The organism is Bacillus sp. BPN334, assembly GCF_008368885.1.
GTDB lineage: Bacteria > Bacillota > Bacilli > Bacillales > Bacillaceae_G > Bacillus_A > Bacillus_A wiedmannii.
The window spans coordinates 1-15020 of sequence record NZ_QOZW01000012.1; the positions used below are offsets into that span (position 1 = coordinate 1).

Consider the following 15020-nt stretch of genomic DNA (forward strand, 5'->3'; position numbering starts at 1 on the left):
ACCCGTCCGCCGCTAACTTCATAAGAGCAAGCTCTTAATCCATTCGCTCGACTTGCATGTATTAGGCACGCCGCCAGCGTTCATCCTGAGCCAGGATCAAACTCTCCAATAAAGTTAGTTTGTCTAGCATCTAAAAATAAAAATTGACGTTTCACGTTGTTTGTTTCGTTCAGTTTTCAAAGAACTACTTGGTCGCTCATTTGCGACTTCCTTATGTTAACATCTTCGTTTTTCGATGTCAACTAAGTTTTTTAATTTCTTTTTTGTCGTTTTCTGCGTTTCCGCATCAGCGACGGTTATTAATATATCATGGTGAAAAATGAAATGCAACACCTTTTATAAACTTTTTTTAAAACCACCCACATTTCTTTTTTAATATCATATACTTAAACGAAATATCTCTTTCATGTATAAATAATTCCTACATATATTCTATATAAAGTCACTCTATCAAAAAGCGTTTCTTTCTATAATAAACGTTTTATTCATATACCATATCATACAAGGAGGAATATATATGGACTATGCCGATTTATTAATCAAACTAGGTCTCTCGGCTATTTTAGGGTTCGCTATCGGTTTAGAGCGCGAATTAAAACGGAAACCACTTGGTTTAAAAACTTGTTTAGTTATTTCTATTATTAGTTGCCTCCTGACAATTGTTTCTATTAAAGCGGCTTACAATTTACCACATACCGATCATATGAATATGGATCCACTTCGACTTGCCGCTCAAATTGTATCAGGAATCGGTTTTTTAGGTGCCGGTGTTATTTTACGAAGAGGAAACGATAGCATTGCAGGACTAACGACTGCTGCTATGATTTGGGGTGCTTCTGGTATTGGTATTGCTGTTGGGGCTGGATTCTATATCGAAGCGATTTTCGGAATGTGTTTCCTTATGATTAGCGTCGAACTTATACCATTAACAATGAAATTTGTAGGACCGAGATCATTTCGTCAACGTGATATCGCAGTAAAGCTTGTTGTGCGAAATATGGACAATATCCCAATTGTAATTGAAGAAATAAAAGAAATGGATATAAAAGTTAAGAATATGAAGCTCAAAACATTGGAGAATGGCTCTCACTATTTACATTTGAAATTATCTATCGATCAAAAAAGGCATACTGCTGATGTTTACTACGCCCTCCAGCATCTTGAAAGTGTTCAACAAACTGAATTAGAAAGTATGTAATGTAAAACAAACTCTCTTTTAAATTAGAGAGTTTTTCTTTTTTCTATAATGGTAACAATGAATGTAGTCCTGCAAAGTAAGGAGGAATAAAAGTTTGAAATCCCGTCCAAATTTAGTAGATACATTTCGTGATTCCATTATTTTTCGTTTAGTTTGCTTTATTGTTGTACTTACTGCTTTTTCTGGCTTCCTTATACATAGATTAGAGCCATCGCACTTCACCACATGGTTTGATGGTGTTTGGTGGTCAATCGTTACCATTTTCACCGTTGGCTATGGTGACTTTGCCCCGCATACACTAATAGGCAAACTTATCGGTATGGGTATTATTTTATTTGGAACCGGTTTTTGTTCTTATTATATGGTTCTGTTCGCCACTGATATGATTAATAAACAATATATGAAAATTAAAGGAGAAGAAGCCGCTACCTCTAACGGTCATATGATTATCGTGGGTTGGAATGAGCGGGCAAAACATGTTGTAAAACAAATGCACATCTTACAACCGAACCTTGATATCGTTTTAATTGATGAAACACTTTCTTTACTTCCAAAACCATTTCATCATTTAGAATTTATTAAGGGTTGCCCCCATCACGATCAAACTTTATTAAAAGCTAATATTACAACGGCTCACACTATATTAATAACAGCTGATAAAGAAAAAAATGAAAGCTTAGCAGATACACAGTCCATTTTAAATATTTTAACTGCAAAAGGGCTCAACCCAAACATTCACTGCATCGCTGAACTTCTTACTACTGAACAAATTCAAAATGCAACGAGAGCTGGTGCATCAGAAATTATAGAAGGAAATAAATTAACGAGCTATGTATTTACAGCTTCTCTTTTATTTCCTTCCATTTCAGGTGTACTATTCTCACTTTACGATGAAATCTCTGATAACAAATTACAACTGATGGAGCTTTATCCTTCCTGCACCGGACAAACTTTTGCAAATTGCAGCTACACTCTTTTAAAGCAAAACATTCTCTTACTAGGTATAAAACGCGACGAACAATATATGATTAATCCAGTCCATTCCTTTGTTCTCATTGAAAGCGACATACTCATTGTTATTCACCATTAAGAAAATGTTTTTCTAGTTCCTGCATGAGCACTTTCCCAATATTGATATATTTCCTTTTCACATCTCCATCTGGATCTTTCGGCTCAGCAAATTGATCCATTCCACTCGTTCCAGCCGTTAAAGTATTTACGTGATCATCTAGTTCGTCTTGATATACGTGCGAAAGAATATACGGTGTTTCCAGACGGACTATTACACCAGGCACATCTAATTCGCCATTCACTGCTGTAAATGGCACTCGCAGAAATTGATAGCCATCTTCTTCATCGATTTTGTAATCAAAACATCCTGTATCGTAATCCCAATTGCCACCAATGTTATACCCAAGTGGCTTCATTATCTCTTCTAACTTATATAACGCATATGTACGTCCTTCTAAATTTGATTGAATCGGAATCAAGCCCATCCCTCCTAGACTTTTTCTTTAGCATACCCACTCTAGTTTGAATATACCGATGGACTTTTCGATAAAATAATAAAAAGCGACCGGAATCCGGTCGCTTTTTATTATTTTAAACGCTCTTCTAATTCTGCTTTTAACTCTTCAAATCCTGGTTTACCAAGTAAAGCAAACATGTTTTTCTTGTATGCTTCTACTCCTGGTTGGTCGAATGGATTTACGCCTAATAAGTAGCCGCTCATCGCACATGCCTTTTCGAAGAAGTATACAAGGTAACCGAATGTGTACTCATTTAATTCAGGGATATTTACGATTAAGTTTGGTACGCCACCATCGCTATGTGCAAGTAATGTACCTTCGTATGCTTTCGTGTTTACGAAGTCTACAGTTTCACCAGCAAGGTAGTTTAATCCATCTAAATCGTTTTCTTCTGATTCAATTGTTAGTTCATGTGTAGATTTACCTACTTTCAGAACTGTTTCAAATAAGTCACGACGACCTTCTTGAACGTATTGACCTAATGAGTGTAAGTCAGTTGAGAAGTTTGCTGAAGATGGGAAAATGCCTTTTTGATCTTTTCCTTCACTTTCACCAAATAACTGTTTCCACCACTCAGAGAAGTATTGAAGTGCTGGCTCATAGTTAACAAGCATTTCAATTGTTTTTCCTTTATTGTATAAAGCGTTACGAACTACTGCGTATTGGTAAGCTGGGTTTTCTTCTAGTTCTGATGTACCGAAGTCACCATGACCAGCAGCTGCACCTTTCATCATCTCCTCAATATTTAAGCCACTTACTGCGATTGGTAATAAACCAACTGGCGTTAATACAGAGAAACGGCCTCCAACATCATCTGGAATAACGAATGTTTCGTAACCTTCGTTATCAGCTAATGTTTTTAATGCACCACGTGCTTTATCCGTCGTTGCATAAATACGTTTGCGAGCTTCTTCTTTTCCATACTTTTCTTCTAATAACTTACGGAAAATACGGAATGCTAGTGCCGGCTCTGTTGTTGTACCTGATTTGGAAATAACGTTAATAGAGAAGTCTTTACCTTCTAATACGTCCATTAAATCTTTCATGTAAGTGGAGCTAATGTTTTGTCCAACAAATAGCACTTGTGGAGTTTTACGTTGTTCTTTAGATAGCGTGTTGTAGAAAGAATGGTTTAACATTTCGATTGCTGCACGTGCTCCTAGGTAAGAACCACCGATACCTACAACAAGTAAAATGTCAGAGTCATTTTTAATTTTTTCTGCGCATTTTTGAATGCGAGCGAATTCTTCTTTGTCATATTGAAGCGGAAGGTCTACCCACCCAAGGAAATCGTTCCCAGCTCCAGTTTTTTCGTGGATTGCATGATGTGTTACTTTCACTGCATCACGTAAATAAGTTATTTCGTGTTCACCGATGAAGGATAACGCTTTAGAATAGTCGAACGTTACATGTGTACTCATCTTTTTCCCTCCAATAATGTATATGTATTTCTGTATTCACTTTAGCGAAACTGAAGTTGTAAATCAAGCGATTCAACAATTGTAACCGTAACCAAAATATATTTTTTAGAAAAAGTTCATTTTTTGCATAAAAATTCGCATTTTTCGGTATAGATGTATATACATCCTTTTTCTTATATTTTTTATGTATAAAAACAACATAACTACGCCATTCTATAAAGGAGTTAATTAACTCATCGCTTGCTCATGCTTCACAATTAAGGGGGGGCTTTTTCATGAGTACTCTGCAACGTATCGCATTAGTCTTTACTGTAATTGGTGCTGTTAACTGGGGACTGATCGGGTTCTTCCAGTTTGACTTAGTGGCTGCCATTTTCGGTGGACAAAACTCAGCTCTCGCACGCATTATTTACGGTATCGTCGGTATTTCTGGGCTTATCAATCTTGGTTTACTCTTTAAACCATCAGAAAATCTTGGCACTCACCCAGAAACGAACGAAATTCGCTAGTCAGTATGTCTTTATTTCACCTCCGACATACGAATATGATTGCATGCAATCATATTTGCAAATATATATCATAAAACAAAGTAAAAGAGGAACGCTCATATGCGCTCCTCTTTTACTTTGTTAACTCGGATTCTTCAATCCATTCCGTTAGCTTTTCTCGCAGCGTATTAAATCCATTCTCAGATGGATTCGGTATAAGAATCCGTCCTTGTTTTCTTTTCGCCGCTTTTAACGATAAACTCATTTTTCTGTGTTCTTCATCAATTGAAAGTACTTTTACTTCTACTGTATCGCCGACTTTTAAAAAGTCATGAATATCCTTTACATATCCATTTGTAATTTCAGATATATGCACAAGCCCTTGTGTTTCTGCATCTAACGCTACAAATGCTCCGTAATCTTGAATCCCAGTCACTTTCCCTGTTACAACCACTCCAGTTGTATATTGTTCTGACATATGAAACACTCCCATACGTTTACCATTTTCTCTACAATTGTAGATAGCAAAGCAGATGATTTATTGTTAAATATCCGATTAGTTAGTACGTACCCTAAGTAAAGCTACTCAGGATACGCATACCTTATATTAGTAAATTATACCACTATGACAGAACTCATTCAAAATTAACGAAAAATTTCCTAGAGTACGTATAATTTTCTAATATTGGGATAGAATACTAACACATGGCTTTCTAGTATTCCCCCCCTTTTATGGACAAAACGTATTATGTTTTGTCCTTTTTTTATTTTCTATAAACCGTTCCATTCTCTTCATTGCTTCCATAAGTTGTTCAAGCGATGTTGCATACGAACAACGAATAAATCCTTCACCACTTTCGCCAAATACACTTCCAGGTACAACAGCCACCTTTTCTTCTAATAATAACTGTTCTGCAAATTCTGCCGAAGATAGTCCAGTTGAAGAAATAGAAGGAAAGACATAAAATGCTCCGCCCGGCACATGACACATTAAATCCATTTCATTAAACGATGTCGTCATAAAATTACGGCGTTTCTTATAACTATCTCTCATCCGAATTACTTCATCATTCCCCGCGCGTAACGCTTCAAGTGCTGCGAACTGAGACATTGTCGGTGCACACATCATGGAATATTGATGAATTTTGAGCATTAATTCCGAAAATTGAACAGGAGCTGCAATCATACCGAGGCGCCATCCTGTCATCGCAAACCCTTTTGAAAATCCGGAAATTAAAATTGTATGCTCGCGCATATTTTTAATACTCGCGAAACTTGTATATACTTCGTCGTATACAAGCTCTGCATAAATTTCATCAGATAATACGATTAAATTGTACTTCTCAACAATCACTGCTATTTCTTCAAGCTCGGATTTATTTAACATTGCACCTGTTGGGTTATTTGGTGAACAAAGCAAAATTGCCTTTGTTTTCGCTGTAATAGCTGCTTCAATTTGTTCTGGTTGTACTTTAAACTCGTTTTCTAAAGTCGTTGCCACAGGAACCGGAACTCCTCCAGCTAATGTCACAAGCGGTGCATAAGAAACGAAACTTGGTTCAATAATGAGTACTTCATCATCAGGATTTATAATGGCACGCATCGCTACATCTAACGCCTGACTCGCTCCAACTGTAACAATGATTTCATCGTTCGGATCATAGGATACTGCAAATTGTTTTTTTAGATACTTTGCTATTTCTTGGCGAAGTTCCAATAATCCTGCATTTGCTGTATATGACGTATATCCTTGTTCTAAAGAACGGATGCATGCTTGCCTTACATTCCAAGGTGTAACAAAGTCAGGCTCTCCTACTCCAAGAGAAATAACACCTTTCATATTTGCTGCTAAATCGAAAAACTTTCGAATACCAGATGGTTGTAAAGATTCTGCCGTTCTAGATAGTTCAAATTGCTTCATGGTGTCACCACAATGCGCTTATCATCATCGTTTTTTTCGTAAATAATTCCCTCATGTTTATACTTTTTCAAAATGAAATGCGTTGTTGTAGAAACGACAGATTCAATTGTTGCTAATTTCTCAGAAACAAACATCGCTACTTCTCCCATTGTCTTTCCTTCTAATGTAATAGAAAGATCGTATGTCCCTGACATTAAATACACAGATTTCACTTCTGAATAACGATAAATTTGTTCAGCAACCGCATCGAACCCAACGCCGCGCTTTGGCGTAACTTTCACATCGATCATCGCCGTTAAACCTGTATGTTCTTTTACCTTCGTCCAATCGATATGTGTTACATAATCCACAATAATCTTTTCCGCTTCTAATTTTTCAACCATCTTCTTTACTTCTTCTACTTCTATATTTAACAGCTTCGCTAATGTATCTACAGATAATCGACTACTTTTTTCAAGACAAGCTAATAATTCTAATTCTTTTTCTGTCACCATATAAATCATCCTTCCTTTTCGGTTGTGTCTAAATTATACAAATACCCTTTCCAGTTTGAAAAGAAGATTTTTTTAGTGAATTATGTCAAAATAAAGTGAAACTTTAATCAGTGAAAAAACGTAGGATAAAGTGAAAGGGGATGGAACCGTGAAACCAAAAGTTTATATTGCTGAACCAGTTCCAACATTTGTAGAAAACTATTTATTAGAACACTGTGATTATGAAAAATGGGAGCAAAATGAGAAGGTGCCTCGTGATGTCCTATTGGAGAAAATACAAAATAAAGATGGATTATTAAATTTTGGATCTGCTATTAATGAAGAATTATTAAATGTAGCTCCTAACTTAAAAGTAGTAAGCAACATTTCTGTCGGTTACGATAATTTTGATTTACAAGCGATGGAAAAGCGAAATGTAATCGGAACGAATACACCATATGTATTAGATGATACAGTAGCTGACCTTGTTTTCGCTCTTATGTTATCTGCTGGTCGCCGCGTCTGTGAACTCGACTCCTACGTGAAAAATGGTGAATGGAACGCCGAAATTGGAAAAGAGCACTTCGGGCTGGATGTACACCATAGTACAATCGGTATTATCGGTATGGGGCGAATTGGAGAAGCCGTTGCAAAACGAGCGAAATTCGGATTTGATATGGATGTTCTTTATTATAACCGTCGCCGTAAAGAAGAAGCTGAACAAAAATTTGATGCTACATATTGTGATTTACAGACGCTACTCAAACAGTCTGACTTTATTATTCTTCTTACTCCATTAACAGATGAAACGTATCACCTTATCGGAGAAAAAGAATTTTCATTAATGAAAGAAACAGCAATCTTTATTAATGCTTCTCGCGGGAAAACAGTAGATGAAGAAGCGTTAATCCATGCGTTAACCGAAAAGAAAATCTTTGCAGCAGGCATCGATACTTTTACACAAGAGCCAATTCAAAAAGATAATCCCCTCTTATCATTACAAAATGTTGTGACTTTACCGCACATCGGATCTGCAACATTAAAGACTAGGCAGCAAATGGCTATGACAGCCGCTGAAAATTTAGTTGCAGGATTACAAGGAAAAACACCGCCTAATATTGTTCGTGGGTAATAATAAATAAGCGAAAGGCAAGATGACATCGTCATCTTGCCTTTTTTTGTTAACATATTTTTTTCTTCCTTGGAAATGATATGAACAAAAATCAATGGAGTGACAAAAAATGAATCACGAATATACTTGTCCTTATTTCACTTTTTCCACTCGCGGCACTACTATTCATTACGAATTGTATGAACATGACAACAAAACGGAACGTCCTACTTTCGTACTCGTTCACGGCTTTTTATCTTCCTCATTCAGTTACCGCCGCCTCATTCCTTTATTATCGAAAGCAGGAACAGTACTAGCTCTTGATTTACCACCATTCGGAAAAAGTGATAAGTCTCATCTCTTTAAGTATTCTTATCATAATTTAGCAACGGTTATCATCGATTTAATTGAACATTTATCTCTCTCAAATATTGTGTTAGTTGGGCATTCTATGGGTGGACAAATTTCTCTCTATGTAAACCGTATACGCCCTGAATTAATCTCAAAGACGATTTTACTATGTAGCTCTAGCTATTTAGCACGCGCAACCTTACCTTTACTGTACTCTTCTTACTTACCGTTCTTTCATTTATACGTAAAGAACTGGATTATACGGCGCGGGATTGTTCATAACTTAATGAATGTCGTTCATGATCACTCATTAATTGACGATGAAATGAAGGAAGGTTACTCCGCTCCTTTTTATGACAACCGTATATTCCCTGCTTTAACTCGTATGATAAGAGACCGTGAAGGTGACTTATCTTCAACTGAATTACAAAAGATCGAAACACCTACACTACTCATTTGGGGTGAAAAAGATCGTGTCGTCCCTGTACATGTAGGTCATCGGCTACACAAAGATTTACCAAATTCGAAATTTATTTCTTACGAAAACACAGGACATTTACTACCTGAAGAAAAGCCTGAACATGTTTATGAAGAAATCATTGCGTTTTCCGCGCAATAATGCAAAAGGCTGTCGGAAATTCCGACAGCCTACAATGAACAACTTCCGCCTTCTTTTATTACAAGTAATTCCACAGCTAACTTCTCACATTTTTCAAGCGCAGGTACTTCCTCAAAAGACATAAAGTATATATGTTGAATCTTTTTTGCGATGTATTTTGAATCGTCGAACACACTTACGACGTTCACAACATCGCTCGCTTCTGTTTCATAAAACTCCGGTCCCATTTGAAACGGATCCCAATTCTTCACAACCTCTATCATCTTTTCATATGTACCCATTCGCTTCCCGCCTTTTCACTTTTTAATGCTTTTCTTTATCCTATCACATCAGCTATTCTATAAGAAGAGAGAGAACTTTCATAACTTAACGGTTTTACAGAAGAAGGGGGCAAACTTATGCAACTATTTCATAAAACAGTCAATCGACGTGGAACTCATAGTACAAAATGGGATACGTATAAAAACGAAGAACTTATCCACGCTTGGATAGCTGATATGGATTTTGAAGTACCACAACCAATTCAAACTGCTTTAAAGAAACGTATCGAGCATCCTATTTTCGGCTATACACTTCCTCCCGAAAATATTGGAGATACTATTTGTAACTGGACAAAAAAACAGTACAACTGGGATATTCAAAAAGATTGGATTGTCTTTAGCGCAGGGATCGTTCCAGCTCTTAGTACGAGCATACAGGCCTTCACAAAGGAAAATGAATCCGTTCTCGTACAACCACCTATTTATCCCCCATTTTTCGAAATGGTTACAACAAACAATAGACAATTATGCGTGAGTCCATTACAGAAACAAAATGATACATATGCGATAGACTTCGAGCATTTAGAAAAGCAATTTCAACAAGGCGTCAAACTCATGCTTCTTTGTAGTCCTCACAATCCAATCGGGCGTGTTTGGTCAAAAGATGAACTCACACAACTTGGCGCATTGTGTACAACATATAATGTAATCGTTGTCGCAGATGAAATTCATGCCGATATTATTTACGGAGATCGTACTCATACACCATTTGCTTCTTTATCTGAAGAATTAGCAGCACGCACGATTACTTGTATGGCTCCGAGTAAAACATTTAATATCGCCGGATTACAAGCATCGATTATTATCATTCCAAACGAAAAACTCCGTCAAACCTTTACATCTATCCAATATAGACAAGGTTTCCACGGATTAAATACATTTGCCTATACAGCGATGCAAAGTGCCTATACAGAATGTAATGATTGGCTAAATGAAATTCGATTATATATAGAAGATAACGCTCAATTCGCTTGTGAATATATTAAAAATCACATACCCGCTCTTTCTGTAACAAAACCAGAAGGTAGCTTTTTATTATGGATTGATTGCTCTCGCCTACAGCTTTCTCAAAACGAACGCACCACATCGCTTGAGGAAAAAGGGAAAATCATCGTTGAACCTGGTGAGAAATACGGATTAGGCGGAGAAGAACATATTCGAATTAACATCGGCTGTCCAAGATCTGTTTTAGAAGAAATCTTAAATAGGTTGCGCCATACGTTTTCAGAATAAGAAAGGAGGCGACCTCCAATCGTTTTGGGACAACCTCCTTTATCAATATCTTTTCAATTACGTTTCACAAAAAAAGCTACCATGCACGGTAGCTTTTACTTTTTCTTCATATCCGATGCTTTTTTTACAATGACACCACAAGCAATTCGATCACCTGATTTACCTGTTGGTTGTGTCATACCATCATCAGCGTTTTCTGTAATAATAATAGACGCTCCATCTTTTCTATGAATCGTTGTTTTTCCTTCTTCAAGCGTTATGTGCGGCGCATCGATTTCTGCCTTGATCTTTCCAGAACCGTCTGCAATTACGTTCGGTAAATCACCGTTTTCTGCACCCTTCGGATTAAGAAGTCCATGTTTTTTATTATCAGGATTAAAATGATTGCCAGATGATTCAAAACGTGGTGCTTTACACTCACCAATTTCGTGTACATGTATGCCGTGCGGGCCTGGTGCAAAACCTTCCCCTTTAATCGTAATTTTCACTCCGCTTGTTTGTTGCTTTACTTTCGCAGTCCCCACTTCATCGCCTGAAGCATTATGTAATTTCACGTCAATTTCTTTCGGCTTTCCTTGGTCACAACCTGCCATCAGAAATAATAAACAACAACTGAAAAAAAGCCGTTTTTTCATTCTATTCCCTCCAAAATATATTCTGCCCTTAGATTGTCCGAGCATAGAGGGAAACATACAAAAATGAGTTACTGTTTCTTTTCCGCTAAAAGTTTTTCTTCAACTTTCTGTAATCGCTCCGCTTCGCGTTTTGATACACGAATGAACATACGCCACGTAGCAACGGCACCAATGATAAATAGAACGCAAACAATCCCTGGAATAATATATTCTGTTTTATCTTCCGGAAAATATAAAGGCATCATAACGAACACTCCTTATTATTGGATTCAAAAAACATCAGAATTTTCTGTTATATACCTTTAAATTATAGTTGAACCAGTTCATATTCTCAAGGGGCGTTCCAAAAGCGAATGATTTCTTTGACTCCTTCGCACACTTTCCTTACTATAAACTTGAGGTGAAAAATATGAGAGAAACATTTGAAATTGGTGAAATCGTTACTGGTATTTATAAAACTGGCAAATACATCGGCGAAGTTACAAATAGCCGTCCTGGCAGTTACGTCGTAAAAGTGTTAGCTGTTTTAAAACATCCGGTGCAAGGTGACTTACATAACGTAAAACAAGCTGACGTACCATTTTTCCATGAAAGACGTGCTTTAGCTTTCCGGGAACAGACGAACATTCCAGAGCAAATGGTGAAGAAATATGAAGGAGAAATTCCAGAGTATACAGAGTCACTCAAATTAGCATTAGAAACTCAAATGAATTCATTTTCTGAAGATGATTCACCTTTTGCGGTTCGTAGTCTAGAAACATTAGAGCAATTAAAAAAAGATTACAAACTTTAAAAAAAAACAAAACGACCAAATTACATACTGTGCAATTTGGTCGTTACTGTGTACTCACTTTCTTTAACACTTTTGAAAAATCAACGAGTTCTCCCAATGTTGGGGGTGCTGGTTTCACTAAATACTCTTTATCTTTTTCTACTAATTTAAAAATATTATACGTCGTCATCGCATCATCTAGCGCACAATGATGCTTACCCGTCCCTGCTTTTCCATATGCCTCAATTGCTTTCCACAATCCAGTTTGATTTCTCTCCCCAAAAAACTTCTTATACTCAATTGATAAATCACGACACTGTCCTAAGAACGGAAAGTCTACTCTTGCCATTTCACAATTATGCTTCAACACTTTCATATCCATATTTCCCCACGTAACAATGGTTGGTTTACATCTCCTTTCATATTCTGCAAGTTTTTCAACGAGTTCTGGAAACGAAATTCCTTTATCTACGACTTCTTGTTTAATTCCTAAAAATTTCTTACATCGATCCGTTAAAGAAGGAAAAGTTTTCGGCCTAACATGAGCTGAATACGTGTCTTCTACCTTACAGCCAACAACCGAAACGAGTCCTACCTCAATGATTTCCGGGAAAAATCCTTTTGGTTTTTTTCTGTGCTGGGGCATCGTAAACTCAAAATCCAAAAATAAAAATCGTTGTTCATCCATACGATCCCTTCCTTATCATCTTTGTCATTCCTTTCTATTTAACACTCCTACACGAACAAGCTCGAATGCTAATTCCATTTTAAATATTCAGATTGGATGTATCTTATATATATGTCAAATGCCCACAAATATTTTTAAAAATAAGAAAAAATGACCGATGCAGAAAATATGACAAAATACCCCCTCTCATTTACATCCTCCATTTTTCTACTTTATAATGACTTTATGTGTGTTTCTTTGGGAACATTTTTGACACACTAAGAAAAGTGAATGAAAGGAGATGAGAGTTTTGCACGAAACAACGCAAGAGCTCGCAAACTGGCAGTATTATTTTGCTATCGCAGTCTTTTTAATTACATATGCCATTATTATTTCAGAAAAAATTAATCGCGCTGTCATCGCACTTCTTGGTGCAGCACTCATGGTAATTATGGGGGTCGTTGATTTACACAACGCCTTTACGAAACATATTGAATGGGGGACGATTACGCTACTCATCGGTATGATGATTCTGGTGAACATTACGAGTAAATCGGGTGTCTTCCAATACGTTGCCATTAAAGCAGCAAAAGGGGCGCAAGGAAATCCAATTAAAATTTTAATTTCACTTTCCTTACTTACTGCGCTTGGTTCCGCATTTTTAGATAACGTTACAACTGTACTTCTTGTTGTTCCAGTTACTTTATCTATTACGCGCATACTGCAAGTAAATCCTGTTCCTTATTTACTTTCTGAAATTATTTTTTCAAACATTGGAGGAACAGCAACATTAATTGGTGATCCGCCAAATATTATGATTGGTTCTGCAAATAAGCATTTAGATTTCAATGCTTTCTTATTCAACTTAGCACCTATCGTAATCATTATTATTGCTGTTACAGCGACAATACTTTACTTCATGTACCGTAAACAATTAATTGCTGATCCTGTACAAATTAAAAAATTAATGAGTTTAGATGAAAAACAATACATTAAAGATCCAGTATTAATGAAAAAATCTTTAACAGTACTTGGACTTACAATCGTAGGTTTCATGACTCATTCGATCTTCCATGTTGATGCGGCTATCATCGCTTTAACTGGTGCTACTGTACTTATGCTAATCGGTGTGAAAGAACATGAAATTGAAGAGGTATTCGCAAGTGTAGAGTGGGTAACAATCTTCTTCTTCGCAGGACTATTCGTACTTGTTGGAGGACTTATTGATATCGGCCTTATCAAAATGTTAGCTCAAAAAGTAATTGGAATAACAGGCGGAGATGTTTCTTACGCATCTATCCTTATTTTATGGGTATCTGGTATCGCCTCTGCAACAATTGATAACATTCCATTCGTTGCAACAATGATCCCACTTATTAACGATATGGCAGTTGGGCTAGGTTTATCACCTTCTGACGCACAAATCGACGTATTATGGTGGGCATTAGCATTAGGTGCTTGTCTAGGTGGAAACGGAACATTAATCGGAGCTTCTGCTAACGTAATTGTTGCAGGTATCGCAAGTCGTGAGGGCCATAAATTTAGCTACATGGAATTCCTCAAAGTCGGCTTCCCAATTATGATCGTTTCATTAATCATTTCTCATATTTATATTTATTTACGCTACCTTATGTAGTAAAAAAAGGGCTGTCCTATGTGGCAGCCCTTTTTTCTTAGTCAACGAAATATCGATTAACCAACAAAGAGCTGTTCCAAAATATCTTTGAAACAGCTCCCCGCATATATCTACTCTTTATACCTTACCGGCTCATTCCGAATAATGAACAAGTGAATCGGTAAGAAAACCGAAAATGTGATTGTATGAATAATCGTAAACAATATAGAATTCGTTCCGTATCTATCTAAAATTGCGTAGATAAGATAAATAGACAGCACAATCGATACAGCTGTTGCTAATAAATATAGAATTGGTACGAAGTTAAAAATGAAACACGCGACATATATGCCGAATACTTTCCATCCTGCTTCTTCTTTTAAGAAATCCGGTAATTTGTCTTTCGCTAAATCCCCCCATATCTTACTATTTAAAAAAGGAATAAACGCAAGAGCACCATCCGTTGCACCATCATTTTTCGCCATCGTATACAGTGCAAAAGCCGTTAATAAATACGCAATAATTGCCCAAATCAATATAACAAGAATAAACGCAAAACTAAGAGCAAAGAAACCTGCTAGTACGCCTTGATCTTCCATCTTATCCTCTCCTCTCTACTTTCAACATATTTCATTACTTTACAAGTTATGTTTTAAAATTTATCCAA

18 protein-coding genes and 1 rRNA gene are annotated in these 15020 nt (G+C 36.6%); 8 read left to right on the plus strand and 11 right to left on the minus strand.

Annotation, left to right across the window (positions count from 1 at the left end):
* A 16S ribosomal RNA gene (locus DN393_RS17650) occupies positions 1–112 on the minus strand; the annotation flags it as partial.
* Between the two features lie 405 nt (positions 113–517).
* Here DN393_RS17650 and DN393_RS17655 point away from each other — a divergent pair.
* Positions 518–1198: an MgtC/SapB family protein gene (locus DN393_RS17655; protein WP_000384161.1), complete on the plus strand. Its 681-nt coding sequence runs from the start codon at positions 518–520 to the stop codon at positions 1196–1198.
* A gap of 94 nt (positions 1199–1292) precedes the next feature.
* Entirely contained in the window at positions 1293–2288 is a 996-nt protein-coding gene (locus DN393_RS17660) for a potassium channel family protein (protein ID WP_064476321.1), read from the plus strand.
* Here DN393_RS17660 and DN393_RS17665 read toward each other — a convergent pair.
* Together DN393_RS17665 and DN393_RS17670 are read right to left on the minus strand one after the other, a co-directional pair.
* Entirely contained in the window at positions 2275–2688 is a 414-nt protein-coding gene (locus DN393_RS17665) for a YugN-like family protein (protein WP_064476320.1), read from the minus strand. The genes DN393_RS17660 and DN393_RS17665 overlap by 14 nt on opposite strands.
* 107 nt (positions 2689–2795) lie before the next feature.
* Positions 2796–4148 (minus strand): glucose-6-phosphate isomerase, encoded by a 1353-nt coding sequence (locus DN393_RS17670; RefSeq protein WP_048561621.1) that lies wholly within the window; start codon positions 4146–4148, stop codon positions 2796–2798.
* Between the two features lie 275 nt (positions 4149–4423).
* Here DN393_RS17670 and DN393_RS17680 point away from each other — a divergent pair, with 275 nt between their 5' ends.
* Positions 4424–4657, plus strand: coding sequence for a DUF378 domain-containing protein (locus DN393_RS17680; RefSeq protein ID WP_000105788.1), 234 nt, complete (start codon positions 4424–4426; stop codon positions 4655–4657).
* Positions 4658–4769: 112 nt separating this feature from the next.
* Here the strand turns inward: DN393_RS17680 and yugI are convergent, their stop codons facing one another.
* From yugI to DN393_RS17695, 3 genes are all read right to left on the minus strand, one after another.
* On the minus strand, positions 4770–5114 hold the full coding sequence (gene yugI, locus DN393_RS17685; RefSeq protein ID WP_000003765.1) for a S1 domain-containing post-transcriptional regulator GSP13: 345 nt from the start codon (positions 5112–5114) through the stop codon (positions 4770–4772).
* 252 nt (positions 5115–5366) lie between these two features.
* Positions 5367–6557 carry an aminotransferase gene (locus DN393_RS17690; protein WP_064476319.1) on the minus strand — a complete coding sequence of 397 codons (1191 nt, stop codon included), beginning with the start codon at positions 6555–6557 and terminating at the stop codon, positions 5367–5369.
* On the minus strand, positions 6554–7051 hold the full coding sequence (locus DN393_RS17695) for an Lrp/AsnC family transcriptional regulator (RefSeq protein WP_000255701.1): 498 nt from the start codon (positions 7049–7051) through the stop codon (positions 6554–6556). Before DN393_RS17695 ends, DN393_RS17690 begins: the two co-directional genes overlap by 4 nt.
* A 130-nt stretch (positions 7052–7181) precedes the next feature.
* Between DN393_RS17695 and DN393_RS17700 the strand changes: the two genes are divergently transcribed.
* Positions 7182–8162, plus strand: coding sequence for a 2-hydroxyacid dehydrogenase (locus tag DN393_RS17700; RefSeq protein WP_098101649.1), 981 nt, complete (start codon positions 7182–7184; stop codon positions 8160–8162).
* A gap of 109 nt (positions 8163–8271) precedes the next feature.
* On the plus strand, positions 8272–9111 hold the full coding sequence (locus tag DN393_RS17705; RefSeq protein WP_001015206.1) for an alpha/beta fold hydrolase: 840 nt from the start codon (positions 8272–8274) through the stop codon (positions 9109–9111).
* Between the two features lie 29 nt (positions 9112–9140).
* Here the strand turns inward: DN393_RS17705 and DN393_RS17710 are convergent, their stop codons facing one another.
* On the minus strand, positions 9141–9392 hold the full coding sequence (locus tag DN393_RS17710) for a YugE family protein (RefSeq protein ID WP_000537644.1): 252 nt from the start codon (positions 9390–9392) through the stop codon (positions 9141–9143).
* A gap of 117 nt (positions 9393–9509) precedes the next feature.
* Here DN393_RS17710 and DN393_RS17715 point away from each other — a divergent pair, with 117 nt between their 5' ends.
* Complete coding sequence (locus DN393_RS17715) at positions 9510–10664, plus strand: MalY/PatB family protein (RefSeq protein ID WP_001175862.1); 1155 nt, start codon at positions 9510–9512, stop codon at positions 10662–10664.
* Between the two features lie 95 nt (positions 10665–10759).
* Here DN393_RS17715 and sodC read toward each other — a convergent pair whose 3' ends face one another.
* Together sodC and DN393_RS31620 are read right to left on the minus strand one after the other, a co-directional pair.
* A complete protein-coding gene (sodC, locus tag DN393_RS17720; protein WP_064476316.1) occupies positions 10760–11299 on the minus strand; it encodes a superoxide dismutase [Cu-Zn] in 540 nt (179 codons plus the stop codon).
* Between the two features lie 68 nt (positions 11300–11367).
* Entirely contained in the window at positions 11368–11544 is a 177-nt protein-coding gene (locus tag DN393_RS31620; protein ID WP_000982763.1) for a hypothetical protein, read from the minus strand.
* 164 nt (positions 11545–11708) lie between these two features.
* Between DN393_RS31620 and kapB the strand changes: the two genes are divergently transcribed.
* Positions 11709–12092: a kinase-associated lipoprotein KapB gene (gene kapB, locus DN393_RS17725; RefSeq protein WP_001209345.1), complete on the plus strand. Its 384-nt coding sequence runs from the start codon at positions 11709–11711 to the stop codon at positions 12090–12092.
* A 43-nt stretch (positions 12093–12135) separates the two neighbouring features.
* Here kapB and kapD read toward each other — a convergent pair whose 3' ends face one another.
* Positions 12136–12759: a 3'-5' exonuclease KapD gene (gene kapD, locus DN393_RS17730; RefSeq protein ID WP_064476315.1), complete on the minus strand. Its 624-nt coding sequence runs from the start codon at positions 12757–12759 to the stop codon at positions 12136–12138.
* Positions 12760–13048: 289 nt separating this feature from the next.
* Here kapD and DN393_RS17735 point away from each other — a divergent pair, with 289 nt between their 5' ends.
* Positions 13049–14374 carry an ArsB/NhaD family transporter gene (locus DN393_RS17735; protein ID WP_000545212.1) on the plus strand — a complete coding sequence of 442 codons (1326 nt, stop codon included), beginning with the start codon at positions 13049–13051 and terminating at the stop codon, positions 14372–14374.
* A 110-nt stretch (positions 14375–14484) separates the two neighbouring features.
* Here the strand turns inward: DN393_RS17735 and DN393_RS17740 are convergent, their stop codons facing one another.
* Complete coding sequence (locus DN393_RS17740; protein ID WP_088046868.1) at positions 14485–14952, minus strand: hypothetical protein; 468 nt, start codon at positions 14950–14952, stop codon at positions 14485–14487.
* Positions 14953–15020 lie beyond the last annotated feature (68 nt).

Coding starts and splice junctions, on each gene's coding strand:
- DN393_RS17655 (WP_000384161.1), top strand. CDS start 518: ATGGACTATGCCGATTTATTAATCAAACTAGGTCTCTCGGCTATTTTA.
- DN393_RS17670 (WP_048561621.1), bottom strand. CDS start 4,148: ATGAGTACACATGTAACGTTCGACTATTCTAAAGCGTTATCCTTCATC.
- DN393_RS17680 (WP_000105788.1), top strand. CDS start 4,424: ATGAGTACTCTGCAACGTATCGCATTAGTCTTTACTGTAATTGGTGCT.
- yugI (WP_000003765.1), bottom strand. CDS start 5,114: ATGTCAGAACAATATACAACTGGAGTGGTTGTAACAGGGAAAGTGACT.
- DN393_RS17690 (WP_064476319.1), bottom strand. CDS start 6,557: ATGAAGCAATTTGAACTATCTAGAACGGCAGAATCTTTACAACCATCT.
- DN393_RS17695 (WP_000255701.1), bottom strand. CDS start 7,051: ATGGTGACAGAAAAAGAATTAGAATTATTAGCTTGTCTTGAAAAAAGT.
- DN393_RS17705 (WP_001015206.1), top strand. CDS start 8,272: ATGAATCACGAATATACTTGTCCTTATTTCACTTTTTCCACTCGCGGC.
- DN393_RS17710 (WP_000537644.1), bottom strand. CDS start 9,392: ATGGGTACATATGAAAAGATGATAGAGGTTGTGAAGAATTGGGATCCG.
- DN393_RS17715 (WP_001175862.1), top strand. CDS start 9,510: ATGCAACTATTTCATAAAACAGTCAATCGACGTGGAACTCATAGTACA.
- sodC (WP_064476316.1), bottom strand. CDS start 11,299: ATGAAAAAACGGCTTTTTTTCAGTTGTTGTTTATTATTTCTGATGGCA.
- DN393_RS31620 (WP_000982763.1), bottom strand. CDS start 11,544: ATGATGCCTTTATATTTTCCGGAAGATAAAACAGAATATATTATTCCA.
- kapB (WP_001209345.1), top strand. CDS start 11,709: ATGAGAGAAACATTTGAAATTGGTGAAATCGTTACTGGTATTTATAAA.
- kapD (WP_064476315.1), bottom strand. CDS start 12,759: ATGGATGAACAACGATTTTTATTTTTGGATTTTGAGTTTACGATGCCC.
- DN393_RS17740 (WP_088046868.1), bottom strand. CDS start 14,952: ATGGAAGATCAAGGCGTACTAGCAGGTTTCTTTGCTCTTAGTTTTGCG.